This is a genomic window from Sulfurisphaera sp. (assembly GCF_059755235.1).
Map to the genome: position 1 here is coordinate 231,953 of NZ_DBPRYF010000046.1, position 17,524 is coordinate 249,476.

Genomic DNA, 17,524 nt, shown 5'->3' on the forward strand with positions numbered 1-17,524 from the left:
AAAAGTTAGACTGGATAGTCATCTGGTAATTTATGTCTAAAATATTTCCCTGTTTCTGGGTCTTTAAATAATCCTATTTTTACACCTTTTCTTCCTTTTGGTGCTAAAACCCATACTTTTTCTGGTGAAAGGTCTGCTTCTTTACCGCTTGGAGTTTTTACTTTTACCTTTTTGTCAGCCATTTCTTATCATTATATTACTATATTAGACAATTTTATAAAGGTTTTGTCAAGTCATGTAATGTATAATACCATGAGTAACATAAGCTAAAGTTAAAGGTTTCCTTTAATATTAGATTGTATCACTTGTACCTCCATCTATTGGTATTATGGAACCAGTAATATACCCAGAGTAGTCAGATATTAAGTATGTTATCAGAGAGCCTAATTCTTTCTTAATATCGCCAGTTCTCTTCAACGGAGATCTGTTGATAACCTCTTTTTGCCATAACTCTTCAAAATTCTCCTTTGTTTTTTCTGATAATCTTCTCAAACTCTTTTTTGCACCCTCAGTCTCAAAACTTCCCATTAATATTGTGTTTACTGTTATGTTGAAAACTCCTAGCTCTTTAGATAAGATCTTAGTTAGCTGAATTAATGGTGATCTCGATACATCTGCTAAAACAAAAATTCTCTGCGGTTGTTTAACTGTCCATGAGGATAGATAGACTATTCTCCCCCATTTTTGCTGTTTCATATATGGTAATACTAATTTAGTTAGTTTTATTGCACTTAATAAATAGAGTTTTACCGAATATTCCCAGTCCTCTAAAGACGTCTCATCAAAATAAGAAGGTTCATTAGGAGGATTCCCAGAATTAAATATAAAGACGTCTATCCCTCCTATTTTATCAAGAGTAAAATTTAGTAAAGAATCCAGTGAATTATAATCTGTTAAATCTGATTTAATGCCATAAATTTGAGGGTTGTATTTTCTTAATTCTGCTACCACTTTATTAACTTTTTCTTGACTTCTAGAAGTTATAACAATTCTACATCCTTCCTTTGCTAAACTTTCAGCTATACCTTTACCTATCCCTTCAGTCGATGCGGTAATTAAAACTCTTTTACCATTTATATCAATAAACATCGTTAATTATGTTGAATTATTTTTAATATATGTATCTGCTAACAGCTCACTTTTTCCGTATGTTGATATAACATCTACTGAGATAACTGTTAGACCATTTAACTTTCCCATTAGCTCTTTAAAATCTCTCGCTTCTACAAATATATCATATAAATTATCATATATCCTTATTCCCTCCTTTATTTCTTGCTCGGAATAAATTGTAACTCTATATAATCTTTTTGTAGGTTTAATAGTAAAAATCGTAGATAACTCCTTTCCAGCTACTTTAGAAGTATTCAAAATATGAAAATCCCTCACATGAAGCTCTTTTACGGTCATGTTCTCCATTATTAGAGGGTAATCATCAATAATTCTAAATTCTACAGATTCGGAATATGGGGCTATTATCTGAGTATTTAAGATACTTTCTAGCGAGTCGCCTGTTTTCGAAACCCAACTGGATATTGGAATTCCGCGAGCTAACCTATTATAAAAAGCCAAATATTTAGTAGTTCTAGTAAATTCTATCACAGCGTCATACTCCATATCGTAAACTATCTCTACTTGCGGATTGTCAAAATCTGGTGAAAAGCCTTGTTTTAAAAGATTTTTTCCCACTTCTCTTTTTATTTCATTTTTTATACTTTCATAGTAAAAGAGTTGATTTTCTATTATAAACTTCTCTTCCCTATTTCTTAACTCGTCAGTCAGCTTAACACCAAGTACAAATGTTTTACCCTTTTCAAGCCTTTCTAGAGCTTTTTTCTCAAATTTTTCCTTATATTCATTTATTCTATTATCACATATGTAGCATGTTCTATTTTGAAAATTATCGTTAAAATAGTTCTGATATAATGTAATAGCATGAGAACCAATATTGTAAAGAACTTCCTTTAGTTGAGATAGATCCTCAATTTCATGTTCTTTTATTAATCTATCTATCTCCATTAACAGAAGCAGTTTTATTGCTTTACCTCTTTCTTCGTTCGTATGACCTAAGCTTAACCTAGCAAAACATCTCCCTAAACAACTATCACATAATGGATATCTATTCAAGAGATCAAATGCTTTATTTAGGATTTGCGTTTTCAAAGAGTTTTCCAAGACCTTTCTTCCTCTTTACCATTTTTAAGAGATTATTAGTAACTTGATATTGCTTTAATAGTTCTTTCACCTCTTCTGGTGTAGTTCCAGATCCTTTCGCAATCCTTCTAATTCTTGACTTGTCAATTATTGAGGGATTATCTAGCTCTTTATATGTCATGGAATTCATAATTACAAGGAATTTCTTTATTTTCTCCTCTCCTAATTTCATTTGCTCTTCAGAAATTTGAGAAAACATTCCAAAGCCAGGGATCATCTGTAGAATTTTGTTTAATGGACCCATTTTCCTTAAACCGCTTAATTGTTTATAAATATCTCTAAGCGTTAATTTAGCCTTTCCACTTAATACATCTTCCATCTTCTTTTGAATTTCTTCGTATTCTTCTACGCCCTTTATTTTCTCAATAATTGTGTCTATGTCTCCCATTCCGAGAATTCTTGAAACGAATCTTCTTGGATTGAAAACCTCCAGTTCATCCAATTTTTCTCCGGTTCCAATGAATTTTATTGTGGCTCCAGTAGCCGCAACAGCTGATAAAGCTCCTCCTCCCTTCGCAGTACCATCCATTTTGGTAATTATAATAGATCCTATTGGGCTAGCTTGATGGAATCTGTATGCCAAATCGTAGGCTTTTTGGCCAATAGAAGCATCTATCACTAAGATTACTTCATCCGGCTTAATTTCATTAAAAATGTTTCTCATTTCATCGAGTAGTTTAGTTTCTTCTCCATAACCATGTCTTCCTGCTGTATCTACTATTATTAGATCATATTTTTCATTTAGAAATTTCTCTACCCCTCTTTTAGCTATAGCTACAGCATCCGTATTACCTGGTTCACCATAAACTGGAACTTTAATTTGCTCTCCAATTTGAACTAGCTGTTCGTATGCTGCAGGCCTATAAACATCAGCCGCAACTATCCCTACCTTATATCCTTTTTTCTTGTAGAATAATGCTAACTTCCCAGATGTTGTCGTCTTTCCGCTACCTTGAACACCAACTAACATTATTACATAAGGTATTTTCTTTGGCAAAACTTCTGGGTTCTGATCTCCTCCGAATAGCTTCGATAGCTCGTCATAAACTATTGAAATAAACCACTCTCTTCTTTCTATTGCTGTAGGAGGTTTTTCGTTTTCAAGTCTTTCTTTTATTTTTTGTGTCAGATTATTAACAAGTTTAACGTTAACATCAGATTTTATTAATAAAATTTGTAATTCTTTAATAAACTCATTTACAGCTTTATCATAATTAGACGAACCTAAAAATTTTCTTACAGATTCTTTTAAATTGTCTAGCAAGTTACTTTACCCTTACAATCTTTTTCCTCCCCATAACTTCCCAATATTCAACTTCAGCTCCAGGTCTCACTTTATCAGCAAGATCAGCTTCTGTAGGCTTTTCTATATCAAACGTTTCATATGTTTCCATGTCCATTATAGTTATATTATCACCTTTATCAGCTAAAATCTGACCTACATGTTTCTCTATTATAGGCACTTCGACTTGTTGATCAACTGGAGCCATTAATGTCCTTTTCTGATTCGTGAAAAGACCCATCGCCACTATGTTAGCTTTTGCACTACCATGCTTTCCAGTTTTTGCTTTGCTAATTTCTACTACTCTACAAGGTTCTCCATCTATAACTACATAATTACCTACTTTTAGATCACCTACAGTCGTGTACTGAATGCCCATTTATTTTCCCAAAATATCCTAATTAAGGCAAAGCTTTAAACTCTTTGCTCCGAGCTTTGGCCCTTCATCATAACATCAGATAGTCTAACGTCTTCATAGCAAATCTTATTTTACTTTAAGATATAAAAAGAGTTATGCCATGGAAATTAAAGTGTAGAAATTGTGGGACAGAATGGACAATTAATATAAGCTTTGACATAAGCAAACAAGTAGCGATATATCAATATTGTAAAGTATGTAAAAGAAACACTTTTAACGATATTTTAGGATATTATGAGTGATGAAGAGACCCAGAATTTTGAGTGATGAAATCACCTGTCTCGGCGGATTTATTCTATATAGTCTTTTGATTTAATTTTTTCTGGTATGTATTGAAAAGCTAAGAACTTTAGTCCTTTGCTAGCCATAGCTTCTATCTCTAGCTTGGACTTTTTATCTAGAAATATTTCTATCTCATGCGTCCAAGCCTTTGTCTTAAACCAATTATAATTCTTTATTTCCATAGCTCTTTTTATATCAAAATCTTTAGCCTTTATAATATAATTTCTTCTTTCTTGATCCGATAGATATGCCTTCTTATTTTTATCACCAAAAATATCGGTCATTGAGACGCCAAGAAACTTAGCATTTGGAGTAGCTAATCTTTCGCTTTCATAAGATAGTGTTATAGAGCCAATTCTAAACACACTATATATGTACCATCCGTAAGGATCTGCATCAGTCAAAATATAAACAGGTAGCTTTAGCTCTTCATTCAGTCTTCTAACAAATCTTCTCGTAGCCCTATCTGGCTGGCCAGAGCTGGTTATCAAAATTGACTTATACTGTCTCCAAAAGCCCGCTCTATGCAGTTGCTGAAATACTGCGTCTTTCTCAACTACTAATACGAATTCTGCATTTATATCGATAAAATCAATTAAATCTGGTGTAGGTTCAATTGAATATGCACCGTGGCCCATTTTGCTTAGATCAATAATGTCATTACCGCTTCTAAGCCTCATATCCCCTACAACTTTTCCTTTTTCTTTGCTTAGAATTAACATATCCTCTCTAAGCAATGATGTAAAAACTTCTATATCCACTATTACAGTATCTGATTCTTTTTGTTCGTCCCATGTATTTTCTTCATATGTTTTACCATGAGGGCTCTTTAAAACTATTGAGTGCTTACCTCTGTAGTATAAATCACGTATCGTTGGGTATTCATCGTTGATTAATGCGTCATAAATAATACTAGCCATCAAAATAGTCTGCATAAATCTTTTCGACTCATTAAGATCGAAGAAATTTCTCTTTAATTTTTCTTCTCCGAGTAATAGTAACTTCTTTTTCTCATCATAAATTGTATTAGCTAATGTCCTCTTAGGTATTTCCATAACTGGTGCTTCGGAATTGTTTATTTGTTCGACTAATTTAAGAAACGTCTGTCTTAGAACTTCAGCAGATTTTCTCCTAGTCTCTTTATCCACTTTAGAAGTTAACTCACTACTCATAACTCTTCTACCTTATAACTACGTATTTCTTCCTCTAATTTTTTATCATTGACTTCCAGCTTATTTAACGCTATTTTTAGTAATTTTTCTCTCAATTCAGATTCTACTTCTACAGCTTTTTTCTTATCGCCAGAGGCTACAAATAAAGCGAGACCTTTACTCACTTCTGGGATATATTTGAGATATGTAATTAATCTTTTCTTCGCTTCTTCCTCTTTCTTCTTTTCTACCATATATTTCTTTAATTCTCTACCAACATCCATTAAAGCTAGTTTTATTTCTTTTTCTATCTCTTCGACATCTGCTATACTTTCCTTTCCCGCGCTTCTATAAGGCACTTTAGTGCTGCATAAATGTACCATAACTACTAACGGTGGTTGATCCTCTTCCACGCCATATCTTTTCCAATCTACTTCCTCTGCTACAACTTTCCATATTACGTCAGATTTCTCATCATAAATTAAAGGAATCTTATTTGCATATCTTAACACTATGGGTTCGGGAGAAGGTTGTATAGCACCACCATATGCAATTCCGGCTTCAACTATAAACGGATGTCCTTGATATGCCTTGGGCTTTCTAGTTATAGCAGCTACAAATTCTGGGTTAAATATGGATTTTAGACCGAGCTGAATCAAATCTTCGCCTATGACTGATAAAGCTTCTGCAGAAGGTGGCCTGAAATCCTCAAATTTTTTCATGGTCTCTACTAATCTGGAGATCTCTTCGTCTGACAACTCAGTAATCTTTTTATCTTTAGGAATTTTAGCCAATTCTAAGATTTTATCTGCCGTGACGTCACCTACGCTTTGAAACTCGTTTATGAGAAAGTCTCTTATAGGGATGGGTTTATCTTTTTTAAGTATCATGAATTTTATAAGCTCGATATCAACACCATATGGATGAGGTTTTACTTCTTTTGGTGGCTCTGGTATCTTATCGGTAAGTCTTTTATAATATATAACATTATTGTCTGGGTCTGTAAAGAAAAACTCTGCATAAGGAGTTATAATATAAGTCTTCTTTATATATTCATAAACTTTTTGCTTTGATCTTGGCCAATCTGCATATAAATAAATAGTGACAGATGTTCCATGAACGCCTTTCTCATTTATAATTGATGTCCTTTGAAGTATAACTGGCTCATTTCTAGCTATATCTATCTTTAATTTAAAAAGATACGTTCTTTTTGAATTAGCAGGAGATGTAATGATTTCAACTGGTCTCTCTTGATACATCTGACTATAAAGTATTGCAGCTTTAACACCAAGACCATACATACCTCTAGTTTGCCTTAAGACGTACTTGGAACTATAAAGGACCTTACCAAAAGCATTTGGTACAATATGTGGTGGAATGCCTATTCCGTTATCTTCAACAGTAACTTTGTATATTTGTTTTTGTGGATCTACCAATTGAATTATAACTTTTATTGATGGGAGGATGTTATGAATATCAGTTGCATCTAAAGCGTTCTCCACTAGTTCTCTAATAGTTTGATATAAAGCTCTTGCCGGATTACTGAATCCAGCGAGTTCTGGATTCCTCTTAAAGAACTCCGCGGGAGAAATACTTGTAAACTTCTCACTAGACATAAAACATCACAGTAAAAATATTTTGTTTGCTTATCCTAATAAAGATGCTGACAAAATAGGTAAGATTATTGACGCATCGCCATAAATTACAGCATTTTCGCTATTTGGTTTCACTTTATTCCACGATATAGCTTCTCTTGGTTTAGCCCCACTTAGACTTCCATCGTATTCTTGGGCTGTTGTTACATAAATTGCATAATCTAGACCATCTTTAAATTGGTTCCACCATATAGTGTGATGTTTGCTTATCCCACCACCTATTATTAAAGCTCCAGATTTCTTACATGAAAACACTAAGTCCTTTATTAATTTCATATCTTCGAAAAGATTAATCTTTAACTGCGTAAATTGGGAGTATATAAATAAATTGGTACCAAAAGAACCATCAATAATACCAGGGACAATTATAGGAACTTTTTTCTCATACGCAGCCTTCAAAATTGAATTATTATCGGTTATTCTCTTGCCAAATTCCCATAGTAATTCATAAACTGGCCATTCCTTCTTTACGCTTGATATTTCATTAATATACTTTCTGACTACATCTTCAATTACTTTACCATAACTCTCGAAAGGAACTAAAATATTGCCTAATCTGTGTATTTCCATTTCTCTTAACATATTATCATCATATTCGAATAGTCCTTTGTAATACTTCCCTCCAAAACTTCTAGCTAAATCATGATCGATAGTTCCACCAGTAGTAATGATTATATTAAAATAGCCTTTCTTTATCAAATCAGCGAAAAGTCCTCTTAGTCCAGTTGATACTAAATTAGCGGTAAACGATAAAAATCTTAAGTCAGCTTCCTTTATCATATCTTTCAGTATTCTAACTCCTCTTACAACTGATTCTGCTGTAAAACCGTATATGTGATCAAGAATTTTATAAAAATCTACATAAGGTTTTAGATCTTCTAGTGTTATATCTTTTACCTCTTCTACCAATATTTCTTCTCTCTTCATCCTTTGGTCACTCCTATAGGTCTTAGTCTCATTACTAGCTTTGCTATTTTAACTTCTTGGGCTACATGAGCTACTCTATCAACATCCTTGTACGCTCCGGGGGCCTCTTCAGAAACTACTCTTCTCGTGGAGGCTCTAATTACAATTCCCTTTTGTTCTAAGTTTTGGACTACAGAGTTTACTGGATAGCTACGTACTGCTGCTTCTCTGGACATCCATCTGCCTGCTCCATGAGGCGCTGTATACCATGTTCTCCTTCCTTCTGGTACTCCTACCATAACGTAACTACCCGTACCCATACTTCCCGGTATCAAAACTACTTGGCCTATATTTCTATGATCTGCTGGAATCTCTGGGCTTCCAGGTGGAAAAGCTCTAGTTGCTCCTTTTCTATGCACCAAAACTTTTTTCCTTTTTCCTCCTATATCATACTCCTCTATTTTAGCTATATTATGAGCGACATCATATATTATGCTTAAATCAAGCTTTTCTGGGTCAACATTAAACACTCTACCAAAACTTTCCCTAACCCAATGAGTAATCATTTGTCTATTTGTCCAAGCAAAATTGGCTGCTGCAACCATAGCATGGAAATAATCTTGCGCTTCTCTAGTCGTAAAGGGGATTGCAGCAAGTTCTCTATCTGGAACTACTATATTGTATTTTTTCATAGCTCTCTCCATAATTTGTAGATAGTCACTAGCTACTTGATGGCCTAATCCTCTAGATCCAGTATGAACCATAACAGTTACTTGGCCTTCATGAGTAATACCTAAAGCTTTAGCAACTTCTGGATCGTAAATCTTATCTACAATTTGAACTTCTAAGAAGTGATTACCCGCTCCCAAAGTACCTAATTGCGTATGGCCTCTCTGTTTAGCAACAGAACTTACTTTTGATGGATCTGCTAAATCCCAACTTCCATGTTGCTCAATATGTTCCATATCCTTATTCCATCCATAACCATTATCTACAGCCCATTTTACTCCCTCAGCCAGAACATCGTCTAATTGTTGGAAACTAAGCTTTACTTTTCCTTCACTGCCTACACCACTAGGAACATTCCTATAAATCTCCTCAACCAAATCTTTTAATTTATCTTTAACATCGTTATAATCAAGATTTGTTCTAAGAAGTCTCACACCACAATTAATGTCATAGCCAATTCCACCAGGGCTTACAACTCCTTCTTCATCGATCGCAGTAGCTGCAATACCTCCTATCGGAAATCCATAACCTTGATGGCCATCTGGTAATACATAGACGGACTCTTGAACACCTTGAAGACATGCTACATTCGTGGCTTGTTTTAAAGTAAGATCTTGTTTCATTTTCTCTATTAAAACATCATCAGCAAATACAGTGACAGGGACTTTCATACAGTCTTGCTGACCCTTATCTATACGCCACTCATAAGCATTTATCCTCTTAATAGCAAGCTGAGCCATTCCAAAAGGAAATATATACTAAAATGGTAATAAATTTGTTTAAAGGATGAGAATAGCGGACACTGAAAAGTGATGGCAACTGGCTGAGCACTGAACCTAGATAACTTTTTTAGAAGCTTCTTTTTTCTTTTCTAATAAATCTTCGTATTTTCTTCTAATGTCTTTTGCTAAATCAGAAACACAATCAGCATCCGCAGAAAGAACAAGCTCTCGAAGGAACTTGTAAGCACAAGCTTTACTATGAAAATAGTAATCAGTTCCTTTGATATTAATCTTAATTCCTTGACCTTGAGGAAACATTCTACCGCATATTAAACAAACGTGTTTTTCTCCCATGATCTGAAACACAGAGTTTAAATTTTTAAAAATAGCGGTATATTGTGCATTAAACATTCGGTGATAATTAGTGGATAGATTACATACCAAACTGCTGACACTTATAAAAGAAAAAGGTTGGGATGAGTTAACTCCAGTACAAAAACAAACATTAGCACCAATTCTACAAGGTCATAACACACTTGTCATAGCCCCTACAGGCTATGGAAAAACTGAAGCGGCTCTTCTCCCTATTTTTAATTTAATGCTTCATGAGAATATAAAACCTGTTACTGTTCTATATATAACACCACTTAAAGCACTTATTAATGATATCACATTACGTATAGAATGGTGGTCTAACAAACTAGGATTTCTTGTAAGTAGAAAACATGGAGAAGTGCCCCAAAAAGAGAAAAGCTATAGATTGAAAAAGGCACCTCACATTTTAGTTACAACTCCAGAAGGCTTAGAAATAGATTTAGACTGGGCAACTAGATTCAGAGAATATTATAAAAACCTAAAATGGGTTGTAGTTGATGAGGTTCATGAATTAATAGGATCTAAAAGAGGGGCTCAGCTTTCATTACTTTTAGAAAGATTAAAAGACTTTATAGGGTATGATTTTCAGAGAATAGCTCTTTCAGCAACTATTAACCATGAAGAATTAGTAGCTAAACTTATCTTCGGGTCGTCAAGTAGGAATTTTGATATAATCAGAGTTAATTCTACAAAAACACTTGATGTAAAAATATCTAAAATTCCAAATGATAAAGATGTATGGGAGTCTGCCGCTAAAACAATATTATCCAAAGTAGAAAAACCTACATTATTGTTTACTAACTCTAGGTTTACAACAGAGAGATTGCATGAAGAATTGGAAAAGCTGAGAGCTAAAGATATTTACGTCCATCATTCTTCTATATCAAAAGAGGAAAAGTTAAAAGTCGAAGAGAGTCTGAGAAGTGGAAAAGCTAACTTGGTAATATGCACAAGAACCCTAGAGCTAGGAATACATGTAGGGGATATCAAAAAAGTAATATTATATAGACCGCCACCATCAGTTTCGTCTTTCTTACAAAGGCTAGGAAGAAGCGGACATGCAGTGAATAGTATCTCGAGGGGGGAGATACTATGTTTATATGATTTCGACATACTAGAGGGTTTGGCTTTATATAAATTAGCTAAAGAAGGGAAATTAGAAAAGCAACCTATTTTGCCCTATTTTGATGTTGTAGCGAGGGAAATAGTAGGTTTAGCTTTACAATATGATGATATAGAAATTGACAAAGTATATAACATAATAAAATCTTCGTATTATTACAGGAACCTTCAAGATGAAAAAATCGAGGAATTAATACATTACTTAGCTAAAAAAGAAATGATAAAAATAGAAGATAATAAGATAAAGCTAGGAAAAGCGTTCTTCAAAATATGGAGATTTGACAAAGATAATAAATTGAGTTGGGCTAAAGAATTCTCAGAATTCTTTTCCTTTATAAATGCCGACGACACATTTTCAATAAGATTCGAAAATACCCCAGTAGGTGAAATAGACGCAGTTTACGTATATAGGCACTTGAGAAATAATGATGTAATAAGAATTGGAGGAAAGATTTGGAAAATAATAGGCATGGACTTTAACAGGCATTTAATAAATGTGGTTCCAGTGAACAACGGAGAAGGAGAAATACCTATTTGGAAAGGAGAAAATATATCTAAATCCTCACTTCTTACATCCGAGCTTTCTAATGTAATTCGTGAAATAGAAACAGAAAAAGAGATATTAGATAAAGAAGCAACTGAATCATTAAAGAAATTTATTGATTATTACAAGATTCACAATTTACCTTTGCCTTCAAGAAATGTGATTTATGTCGAAAAGGAGAGCGATGAGATAATATATTCAGGCATTGTACCGGAAAAAGTTGCAAACACAATTTCACATATTCTTCTTTATATCGCAACAAAGAAATATAATCTCAATGTATCCTCAAGGGCTTCAGTGTACGGGTTCTCTATTAAAGGAGTAGAAGAAGATTTAATGAAAGAAATCTTAGCAATAAATAACGAAAGAGAGCTAAGAAAACTTATCATAAATGCAATAATTAGATCTCCGCTATTTTTTGCAATAGCAAAAGAAATTCAATACAGTTTCGGAAAATTGGGTAAGCTTGATCCTAAGGAAGATAAAATAATTTTAGAAGAAGCTCTAAAGCAAACTGTAGCTAAATATTTCAGCATCGGAAGAACAATAAAATATATAAAAAGACTTCAGTCCGGCAAAATTAAGCTTATTCCAATAGAAGGATTAACACCTTTAGGAAAAGCAGTACTTACTCATACGCCCATAAGACCTTGGATATCTGACCTACAGTTAAGGATATATCAAGCTTTAAAAGGAGGTGCTTATACAGTCGAGGAGCTATCAGAATTAGTGGGAATATCTAAAAAGACGTTAGAAATTAAGCTGAAAAAAATGAGGAAACCCTGCGTTAAATATAGAACAGTGTCATTTATAGATATTGATAATAATGAAGTAAGATGGTGCCTTGAAGAAGATATTAAAGATATTGTAGAGTCTGATGATTATTATAATTCATTTAACCCAGTTAACCTTGATGAAACTTATATTGCAGTAATTAGAGCTCATGAATCTGAAGGAAGTACAGAAGTAGTATTTAGAGTTAAAGACTTGGTAAAAAACCCAGATTACTTCTTAAAGAAAATCCCATATAATGAGGTACTAGAACTTAGAATCAAGGATCCAAATGATGCATTAGTGTATTCGATCTCTCCAAAATATTATTACGTTAGTAAGAATAGCATTGGATTTTTAGTATTGAATGCAGTAAGTTTTATTCAAGGATTAAAATTCGGATGATGAGGCCCTTAAATATGAACGGTGATACAGGCCCGTGTTACTGATAGACAGATTTATTTTTCTTCATTCTAATCCTTTTGCGAACTAAAAATGGAGGCAAAAAAACCAAATGAGATCTTAATAAGTAGGGCAAAAAGTGTTGAAGATTATGTTTTAGATATAATAGTAATGTTCAATCAAGGACAAAATGAAGTAGAAATAAAAGGTTTTGGAAATGGCATAAATAAAACTGTAGATATATACAATGTATTGAAAGAGAGATTGGGTGATGGAGTCTTACTAGAACAAGCTAGTATAGGCAGTGAAGTAAAAGACAGAAGAAGAATCTCATATATTAGCCTTAAGCTTAAGAGAGTTTACTAATCTCTGAGATAAGCCTGTAATTTCGTCATATAACTCTACCATTACCTCATTAACGTCGGCAATACCATTTGCTATCTTATCAACCTTCTGCAATAATAATTTAGTCCTATTTTCATCTATGAAGTCTTTGGCATGAGTAGTAAGGAATTCATAAGCATTTATTCCTCTATTAGTAGCTATTAACATAGCTTTCTTTTTACTCTCTACTACATATCCATGTCTGATTAAAGTAGAGATTGTTTTTGCATAAGTACTAGGTCTTCCAATATCTTTTTCTTTCATTTTCTTTATGATGTCAGCATATCCATATAACGATATAGTAGAGCCCTTGCTTATGAATGAGGTAAAGTTTTCAGACAGATTGTATGTTTTAATTGGGTAAATGACAGAGAAACCGCCAGAAACACTTACAGGCAATTCGACTTCGATCTTTTCGTCATTAAGCGATATCTCATACTTAGTATATTTCACAATTGCTGGTTTCATCTGACTTGCAATAAATCTTCTGAATATCAGATCATATAACCTAAAATGATATTTAGTAAACAGTATAAAGTACTTATTTGGGTTTTCCTCTATATCCCTAATTAGCCCTTCTAAGTCCATGGCAGAGGTAGGTCTAATTGCTTCATGAGTACCTTCTGATCCCCATGACCTCCCCACGAAATTTTCAGACAGAGTCTTAGAATCTAAGTACTCTTTAGCTATACTAACACCAACAGCTGATATATGAATACTATCAGTTCTATGATAAGTTATAAGTCCAGACTCGAATAATTCTTGGGCAATCTTCATAGCAATAACAGAATTCATTCCTAACCTATTGTACGCTTCTACTAGCAACGAATCAGTAGTAAATGGAGGTAATGGGTTCTGCAATTCTTCTCTCTCTGATATTTTGTTTATCTTTACATTCAATTGAGAAACGAATTTATCAGCGTCTTCTTTAGTCTTAAAGAATTTTCTTATTATATAGTCTCCGAGCTTTATATAAAGTATCCAGCCCATATTTTTCTTGTACTCTTTTGTTCTTTCGACTATCCAGCCTAATACAGGACCTTGGACTCTGCCAATACCTTGATTTCTGTCATAAAACATGATTTTTAATGAAGAACTTAATTCAAATCCTATCCATCTATCTTCAATTCTCCTAACAACTTGTGATTTTACTAGGTTATAATCGATACCGGTTTTATTAATTACTGCATTAAGTATTCCGTTTCTAGTTACTTCATGATATTTTATTCTATAAATATTCTTATTATAAGGGCTTATAAGTAAAGCTACATCATAAGCTATTTTTTCTCCTTCTTGATCTGGGTCTGAAGCTACATAGACTTCATCTACTTCCATACTTAATTTTCTAAGTGCTGCTATTGTCTTTTCGGAAGAAGATATAAAAGAAGAGCCACAATATGGACACTTATCGATTTTCATGGTAAAAGTTCTTCCACAACTATAACATCTATAAATCGGTGAGTAGTTAGCGGTAAATTTATTCTCATCCTTTTTAACTTCTACGCCATGATATCCTATGTTTTCTGTTGTTAAGTCAGTTAGGTGACCCCTAGTTGCAATAATATTCGTAATTAGTATTTCATCATTAACCATCATAATGGTTTCATTAACTGGAATACCATAGATGTCTCTTCTACTGGGTCTACCAAACAGCCTGGCTATTGTTCTCGCTTTTGTCGGAGATTCTACAACTATCAAAACAGTTTTTGTGTTAATAGGCTTCTGTGAAATTGACGAATCTCTACTGCTTTTTACTTTATCTTTAATTTCATCTATTTTTATTTCACTAAAATTGTTAAAATTAACATTAATTACACTTTTTTTCATTTTTTCTTTCAATATATGTAATAGATCAAAGTCATCAACTAAAATTATACTAACTCCAAATGTTAAACCGTTATTTATAATTCTGCTACTTCTACCAGAAGCTTGAATGTAAGTAGTTGTATCTGGAATATAAACATAGTATTTATTTCCAGATTTTGAAACAAGGAAATAATCTGCATTAATCCTTTGTATTGAACTATGCTTTAATTCATCATAAATAGTGTCACGTAATTCTTCAATTTTAATTCTTATATCCTCTAATTTCCCATTTAATTTCTCTTTATTTCTTAAACTTATTCTTAATAACTGAAGCTCTGAAGGCGATAAGAATATGATTTTCTTTCTTATATCTTTAACATCAAGTCCTATTTTTTCTCCTATCTTAAGTATTAAAGAAGGATTATTTAGTGCATCATCTAAATTTAGTCTAATTTTTGGAACACCATAGAAAATGACATATTTAAGCCTCTTCGGCTCATCTAAACCTCTTACAGCAACCCCATAATAACTTGCCGAGCCTATGAGGAAATCAATCTTTCCCTCACTAAATTTATCCATAAATTTCCTACCCGCAATTGCTAAAGAGGCTGAATAACCTAGACTTTCTATGACATCTTTTAACTCTTTCATTTTTTCTTTACCATATTCCTTTGATACAAGTACGAGTCCTCCATTATCGGATATTTTCTCAATTACATCTTTTAGATCGAGGGATGGATAGTATAAGTCTGTTATATTTCTTAGATAAGTCTGTATAGTAGAAGGCTCAAAACCTATTAGTAATCTTAATGCTTGTTGTTTTACTCCTTTAGGTTTTAACGTTGCGCTTGCTACTAAAAATTGGACAAAAGGCTTCCAAGAAGAGATTTTATATTCTAACTCATTAATTTTATCTTTCAACTCTTTACTCTCGTCAAATTTTAGCATCCTTTTTAGTTTGATCAAATTTATTGCGTCTTGGAATATATCATCGGAAATTCCTAAAATCTTAGCTACTACTTCCGTAGTTTTACCGCTCTTTAAAATCATATCTGAATCATCAACTATAACTAACTTAGGTTTTAGAGATTCATATTCGTCGTGATGCCTTAAGATTCTACTAAATGTTGCAACATTAATATACTTGTCTTTAATATCATCACAAATTACACGTGCTCCTATTCCTTTTAATCTTGAACATATCTGGTCTTTTAATGAATTTGTAGGAACAATATATAAAGCAGTATCATTAAAGTATAGGCTGTAAATAAGAAGTGTCGTGGTTTTTCCTAAACCAGTAGGCGCTGATAAAGAGAAGCTTTCATTCTTGGCTAATCTTTTAATCCAATATTTTTGTAAATTCCATGGCTCATTCCTCATTATTCTTTTGAAGAGCTCTATTATTTCTTCATAAGTCTCATTATCATAGTAATACTCTGCGAATCCTTTCAATGTTGAGTTTTTAACTAATAAATCATATATTACTCTATAATCAAGACTTTCTACTCTTCCAGGTAAGCATTTTTCGCAAGGAATACCAGCTGATAAATGTTCATCATCTATTGGACCTCCACAATTAGGACAGCCAAATAAGTAATTTATCTTCAACATTGCTGAGGTAGTAGATTACACTAGTATGATCTTATAAATCAAAAACCTAAGTGTTACTGCGTTACTTATTTTAAAATAGTTCTTTTAGATAACTTTATTACCCTTATGCGTATTCTTATATCCGACAACTTGGGTGAAAACATGAGCACTGCAACTCCAACTCCAAGCAATGTAGTATTAGTTGGTAAAAAGCCAGTAATGAACTACGTATTAGCAGCCTTAACTCTGCTAAATCAAGGCGTAAGTGAAATAATAATAAAAGCAAGAGGTAGAGCAATTAGCAAAGCTGTAGATACTGTAGAAATAGTTAGAAATAGATTCTTACCAGACAAAATAGAAGTAAGAGAAATAAGAATTGGTAGCCAAGTAGTAACAAGCCAAGATGGAAGACAATCTAGGGTATCTACAATCGAAATAGCCATAAGGAAGAAAGCATAAAAGCAAAGATAAAGCCTTTTTATCCAGCCTTTTCTTTAAACAATAGATTAATTAACGCGGATTTCCCATATCTTTTTAGTGGGAAAATGTCAGAAAACACTCAACCTTCTTATAAAGTAGAGTTTGAAGGAAGAGCCAAAATTGGAGAAGTAATGGGTAACTTAGTTTCTATTCAATTAAAACCAGAAGACCTTTCCAGTCCTTTAGCGTTTCAAATGGCATTAACAAGAATATATAACGAAGTCCTAAATATGATGCAGCAACAACCTAAAATTCATTATGTAGCAGAAGTGAAATTTAATGACTCGATGGGAAACCCTGTAGTTATAGGGGTTGATTTTGGAGATAAAATACCAGCAATGAGTAAAAAAGACGTAAAGGCTAAAATAACTATTGAGTTTTACGACGAAGAGTAGACCTTCTTTTCAAATACTTTAAGGCAATTTCATTAAAATACTCGTCAAAAGAAATTACCCTATATTCCATTTTGTTAACTTTTATTATTAGTCCAGTTTTGACTAAATAGCTAAAAGTATTTTTTATAACTTTTTTAGAAAAATAAGGTAAAAGTAAGTCAAACACTTCACCTACATTAAATTTATTATCTTTAAATTTTTTGTAAAGCAGGTAATAAATTATTATTTCACGTTTTTTTAACCATCTCATAATCAACAGCCTAGTTATTCATCATTTTTCAGACCTTACAAGGTTA

The 17,524-nt window shown here is 33.0% G+C and carries 17 protein-coding genes; 5 read left to right on the top strand and 12 right to left on the bottom strand.

Annotation, left to right across the window (positions count from 1 at the left end):
• Nucleotides 1–5 precede the first annotated feature (5 nt).
• The 5 genes from AC3OCB_RS08245 to AC3OCB_RS08265 form a co-directional block, all read right to left on the bottom strand.
• Complete coding sequence (locus AC3OCB_RS08245) at nucleotides 6–182, bottom strand: chromatin protein Cren7 (RefSeq protein ID WP_498341889.1); 177 nt, start codon at nucleotides 180–182, stop codon at nucleotides 6–8.
• A 109-nt stretch (nucleotides 183–291) separates the two neighbouring features.
• Nucleotides 292–1,089, bottom strand: coding sequence for an SDR family oxidoreductase (locus AC3OCB_RS08250; protein ID WP_498341890.1), 798 nt, complete (start codon nucleotides 1,087–1,089; stop codon nucleotides 292–294).
• Between the two features lie 6 nt (nucleotides 1,090–1,095).
• Nucleotides 1,096–2,163, bottom strand: a complete 1,068-nt coding sequence (locus tag AC3OCB_RS08255; RefSeq protein ID WP_498341891.1) for a pseudouridylate synthase — start codon at nucleotides 2,161–2,163, stop codon at nucleotides 1,096–1,098.
• Nucleotides 2,141–3,478 (bottom strand): signal recognition particle protein Srp54, encoded by a 1,338-nt coding sequence (locus tag AC3OCB_RS08260; RefSeq protein WP_498341892.1) that lies wholly within the window; start codon nucleotides 3,476–3,478, stop codon nucleotides 2,141–2,143. Before AC3OCB_RS08260 ends, AC3OCB_RS08255 begins: the two co-directional genes overlap by 23 nt.
• A 1-nt stretch (nucleotide 3,479) precedes the next feature.
• The gene (locus AC3OCB_RS08265; RefSeq protein ID WP_498341894.1) at nucleotides 3,480–3,875 is read right to left on the bottom strand and encodes a translation initiation factor IF-5A; all 396 of its coding nucleotides are present in this window, start codon (nucleotides 3,873–3,875) and stop codon (nucleotides 3,480–3,482) included.
• Between the two features lie 134 nt (nucleotides 3,876–4,009).
• Here AC3OCB_RS08265 and AC3OCB_RS08270 point away from each other — a divergent pair, with 134 nt between their 5' ends.
• Nucleotides 4,010–4,156 carry a hypothetical protein gene (locus AC3OCB_RS08270; RefSeq protein WP_498341895.1) on the top strand — a complete coding sequence of 49 codons (147 nt, stop codon included), beginning with the start codon at nucleotides 4,010–4,012 and terminating at the stop codon, nucleotides 4,154–4,156.
• Nucleotides 4,157–4,204: 48 nt separating this feature from the next.
• Here the strand turns inward: AC3OCB_RS08270 and AC3OCB_RS08275 are convergent, their stop codons facing one another.
• From AC3OCB_RS08275 to AC3OCB_RS08295, 5 genes are all read right to left on the bottom strand, one after another.
• Nucleotides 4,205–5,368, bottom strand: a complete 1,164-nt coding sequence (locus tag AC3OCB_RS08275) for a DNA topoisomerase IV subunit A (RefSeq protein ID WP_498341896.1) — start codon at nucleotides 5,366–5,368, stop codon at nucleotides 4,205–4,207.
• The gene (locus AC3OCB_RS08280; protein WP_498341897.1) at nucleotides 5,365–6,963 is read right to left on the bottom strand and encodes a DNA topoisomerase VI subunit B; all 1,599 of its coding nucleotides are present in this window, start codon (nucleotides 6,961–6,963) and stop codon (nucleotides 5,365–5,367) included. The genes AC3OCB_RS08275 and AC3OCB_RS08280 overlap by 4 nt, the downstream gene beginning before the upstream one ends.
• 30 nt (nucleotides 6,964–6,993) lie before the next feature.
• Nucleotides 6,994–7,929 carry a deoxyhypusine synthase gene (locus tag AC3OCB_RS08285; protein ID WP_498341898.1) on the bottom strand — a complete coding sequence of 312 codons (936 nt, stop codon included), beginning with the start codon at nucleotides 7,927–7,929 and terminating at the stop codon, nucleotides 6,994–6,996.
• On the bottom strand, nucleotides 7,926–9,377 hold the full coding sequence (locus AC3OCB_RS08290; protein ID WP_498341899.1) for an RtcB family protein: 1,452 nt from the start codon (nucleotides 9,375–9,377) through the stop codon (nucleotides 7,926–7,928). Before AC3OCB_RS08290 ends, AC3OCB_RS08285 begins: the two co-directional genes overlap by 4 nt.
• A gap of 96 nt (nucleotides 9,378–9,473) precedes the next feature.
• Nucleotides 9,474–9,770 carry a hypothetical protein gene (locus tag AC3OCB_RS08295; protein ID WP_498341900.1) on the bottom strand — a complete coding sequence of 99 codons (297 nt, stop codon included), beginning with the start codon at nucleotides 9,768–9,770 and terminating at the stop codon, nucleotides 9,474–9,476.
• Between the two features lie 13 nt (nucleotides 9,771–9,783).
• On the opposite strand from AC3OCB_RS08295, the gene AC3OCB_RS08300 reads away from it, so the two are divergent.
• Both AC3OCB_RS08300 and AC3OCB_RS08305 read left to right on the top strand, forming a co-directional pair.
• Nucleotides 9,784–12,576, top strand: coding sequence for a DEAD/DEAH box helicase (locus AC3OCB_RS08300; protein ID WP_498341902.1), 2,793 nt, complete (start codon nucleotides 9,784–9,786; stop codon nucleotides 12,574–12,576).
• 90 nt (nucleotides 12,577–12,666) lie between these two features.
• Nucleotides 12,667–12,939 carry a ribonuclease P subunit p25 family protein gene (locus AC3OCB_RS08305; RefSeq protein WP_498341903.1) on the top strand — a complete coding sequence of 91 codons (273 nt, stop codon included), beginning with the start codon at nucleotides 12,667–12,669 and terminating at the stop codon, nucleotides 12,937–12,939.
• Here the strand turns inward: AC3OCB_RS08305 and rgy are convergent.
• Nucleotides 12,904–16,374 (bottom strand): reverse gyrase, encoded by a 3,471-nt coding sequence (gene rgy / locus AC3OCB_RS08310; protein ID WP_498341904.1) that lies wholly within the window; start codon nucleotides 16,372–16,374, stop codon nucleotides 12,904–12,906. The two genes, AC3OCB_RS08305 and rgy, sit on opposite strands and share 36 nt — an antisense overlap.
• A 141-nt stretch (nucleotides 16,375–16,515) precedes the next feature.
• On the opposite strand from rgy, the gene albA reads away from it, so the two are divergent.
• Nucleotides 16,516–16,812 carry a DNA-binding protein Alba gene (albA, locus tag AC3OCB_RS08315; RefSeq protein WP_498341905.1) on the top strand — a complete coding sequence of 99 codons (297 nt, stop codon included), beginning with the start codon at nucleotides 16,516–16,518 and terminating at the stop codon, nucleotides 16,810–16,812.
• Nucleotides 16,813–16,898: 86 nt separating this feature from the next.
• The gene (locus AC3OCB_RS08320) at nucleotides 16,899–17,228 is read left to right on the top strand and encodes a hypothetical protein (protein WP_498341906.1); all 330 of its coding nucleotides are present in this window, start codon (nucleotides 16,899–16,901) and stop codon (nucleotides 17,226–17,228) included.
• On the opposite strand, the gene AC3OCB_RS08325 is transcribed toward AC3OCB_RS08320, so the two are convergent.
• Nucleotides 17,203–17,478: a hypothetical protein gene (locus AC3OCB_RS08325; protein WP_498341907.1), complete on the bottom strand. Its 276-nt coding sequence runs from the start codon at nucleotides 17,476–17,478 to the stop codon at nucleotides 17,203–17,205. The two genes, AC3OCB_RS08320 and AC3OCB_RS08325, sit on opposite strands and share 26 nt — an antisense overlap.
• Nucleotides 17,479–17,524: the final 46 nt, after the last annotated feature.

Coding starts and splice junctions, on each gene's coding strand:
- AC3OCB_RS08245 (WP_498341889.1), bottom strand. CDS start 182: ATGGCTGACAAAAAGGTAAAAGTAAAAACTCCAAGCGGTAAAGAAGCA.
- AC3OCB_RS08250 (WP_498341890.1), bottom strand. CDS start 1,089: ATGTTTATTGATATAAATGGTAAAAGAGTTTTAATTACCGCATCGACT.
- AC3OCB_RS08265 (WP_498341894.1), bottom strand. CDS start 3,875: ATGGGCATTCAGTACACGACTGTAGGTGATCTAAAAGTAGGTAATTAT.
- AC3OCB_RS08270 (WP_498341895.1), top strand. CDS start 4,010: ATGCCATGGAAATTAAAGTGTAGAAATTGTGGGACAGAATGGACAATT.
- AC3OCB_RS08275 (WP_498341896.1), bottom strand. CDS start 5,368: ATGAGTAGTGAGTTAACTTCTAAAGTGGATAAAGAGACTAGGAGAAAA.
- AC3OCB_RS08280 (WP_498341897.1), bottom strand. CDS start 6,963: ATGTCTAGTGAGAAGTTTACAAGTATTTCTCCCGCGGAGTTCTTTAAG.
- AC3OCB_RS08285 (WP_498341898.1), bottom strand. CDS start 7,929: ATGAAGAGAGAAGAAATATTGGTAGAAGAGGTAAAAGATATAACACTA.
- AC3OCB_RS08290 (WP_498341899.1), bottom strand. CDS start 9,377: ATGGCTCAGCTTGCTATTAAGAGGATAAATGCTTATGAGTGGCGTATA.
- AC3OCB_RS08295 (WP_498341900.1), bottom strand. CDS start 9,770: ATGTTTAATGCACAATATACCGCTATTTTTAAAAATTTAAACTCTGTG.
- AC3OCB_RS08305 (WP_498341903.1), top strand. CDS start 12,667: ATGGAGGCAAAAAAACCAAATGAGATCTTAATAAGTAGGGCAAAAAGT.
- rgy (WP_498341904.1), bottom strand. CDS start 16,374: ATGTTGAAGATAAATTACTTATTTGGCTGTCCTAATTGTGGAGGTCCA.
- albA (WP_498341905.1), top strand. CDS start 16,516: ATGAGCACTGCAACTCCAACTCCAAGCAATGTAGTATTAGTTGGTAAA.
- AC3OCB_RS08320 (WP_498341906.1), top strand. CDS start 16,899: ATGTCAGAAAACACTCAACCTTCTTATAAAGTAGAGTTTGAAGGAAGA.
- AC3OCB_RS08325 (WP_498341907.1), bottom strand. CDS start 17,478: ATGAGATGGTTAAAAAAACGTGAAATAATAATTTATTACCTGCTTTAC.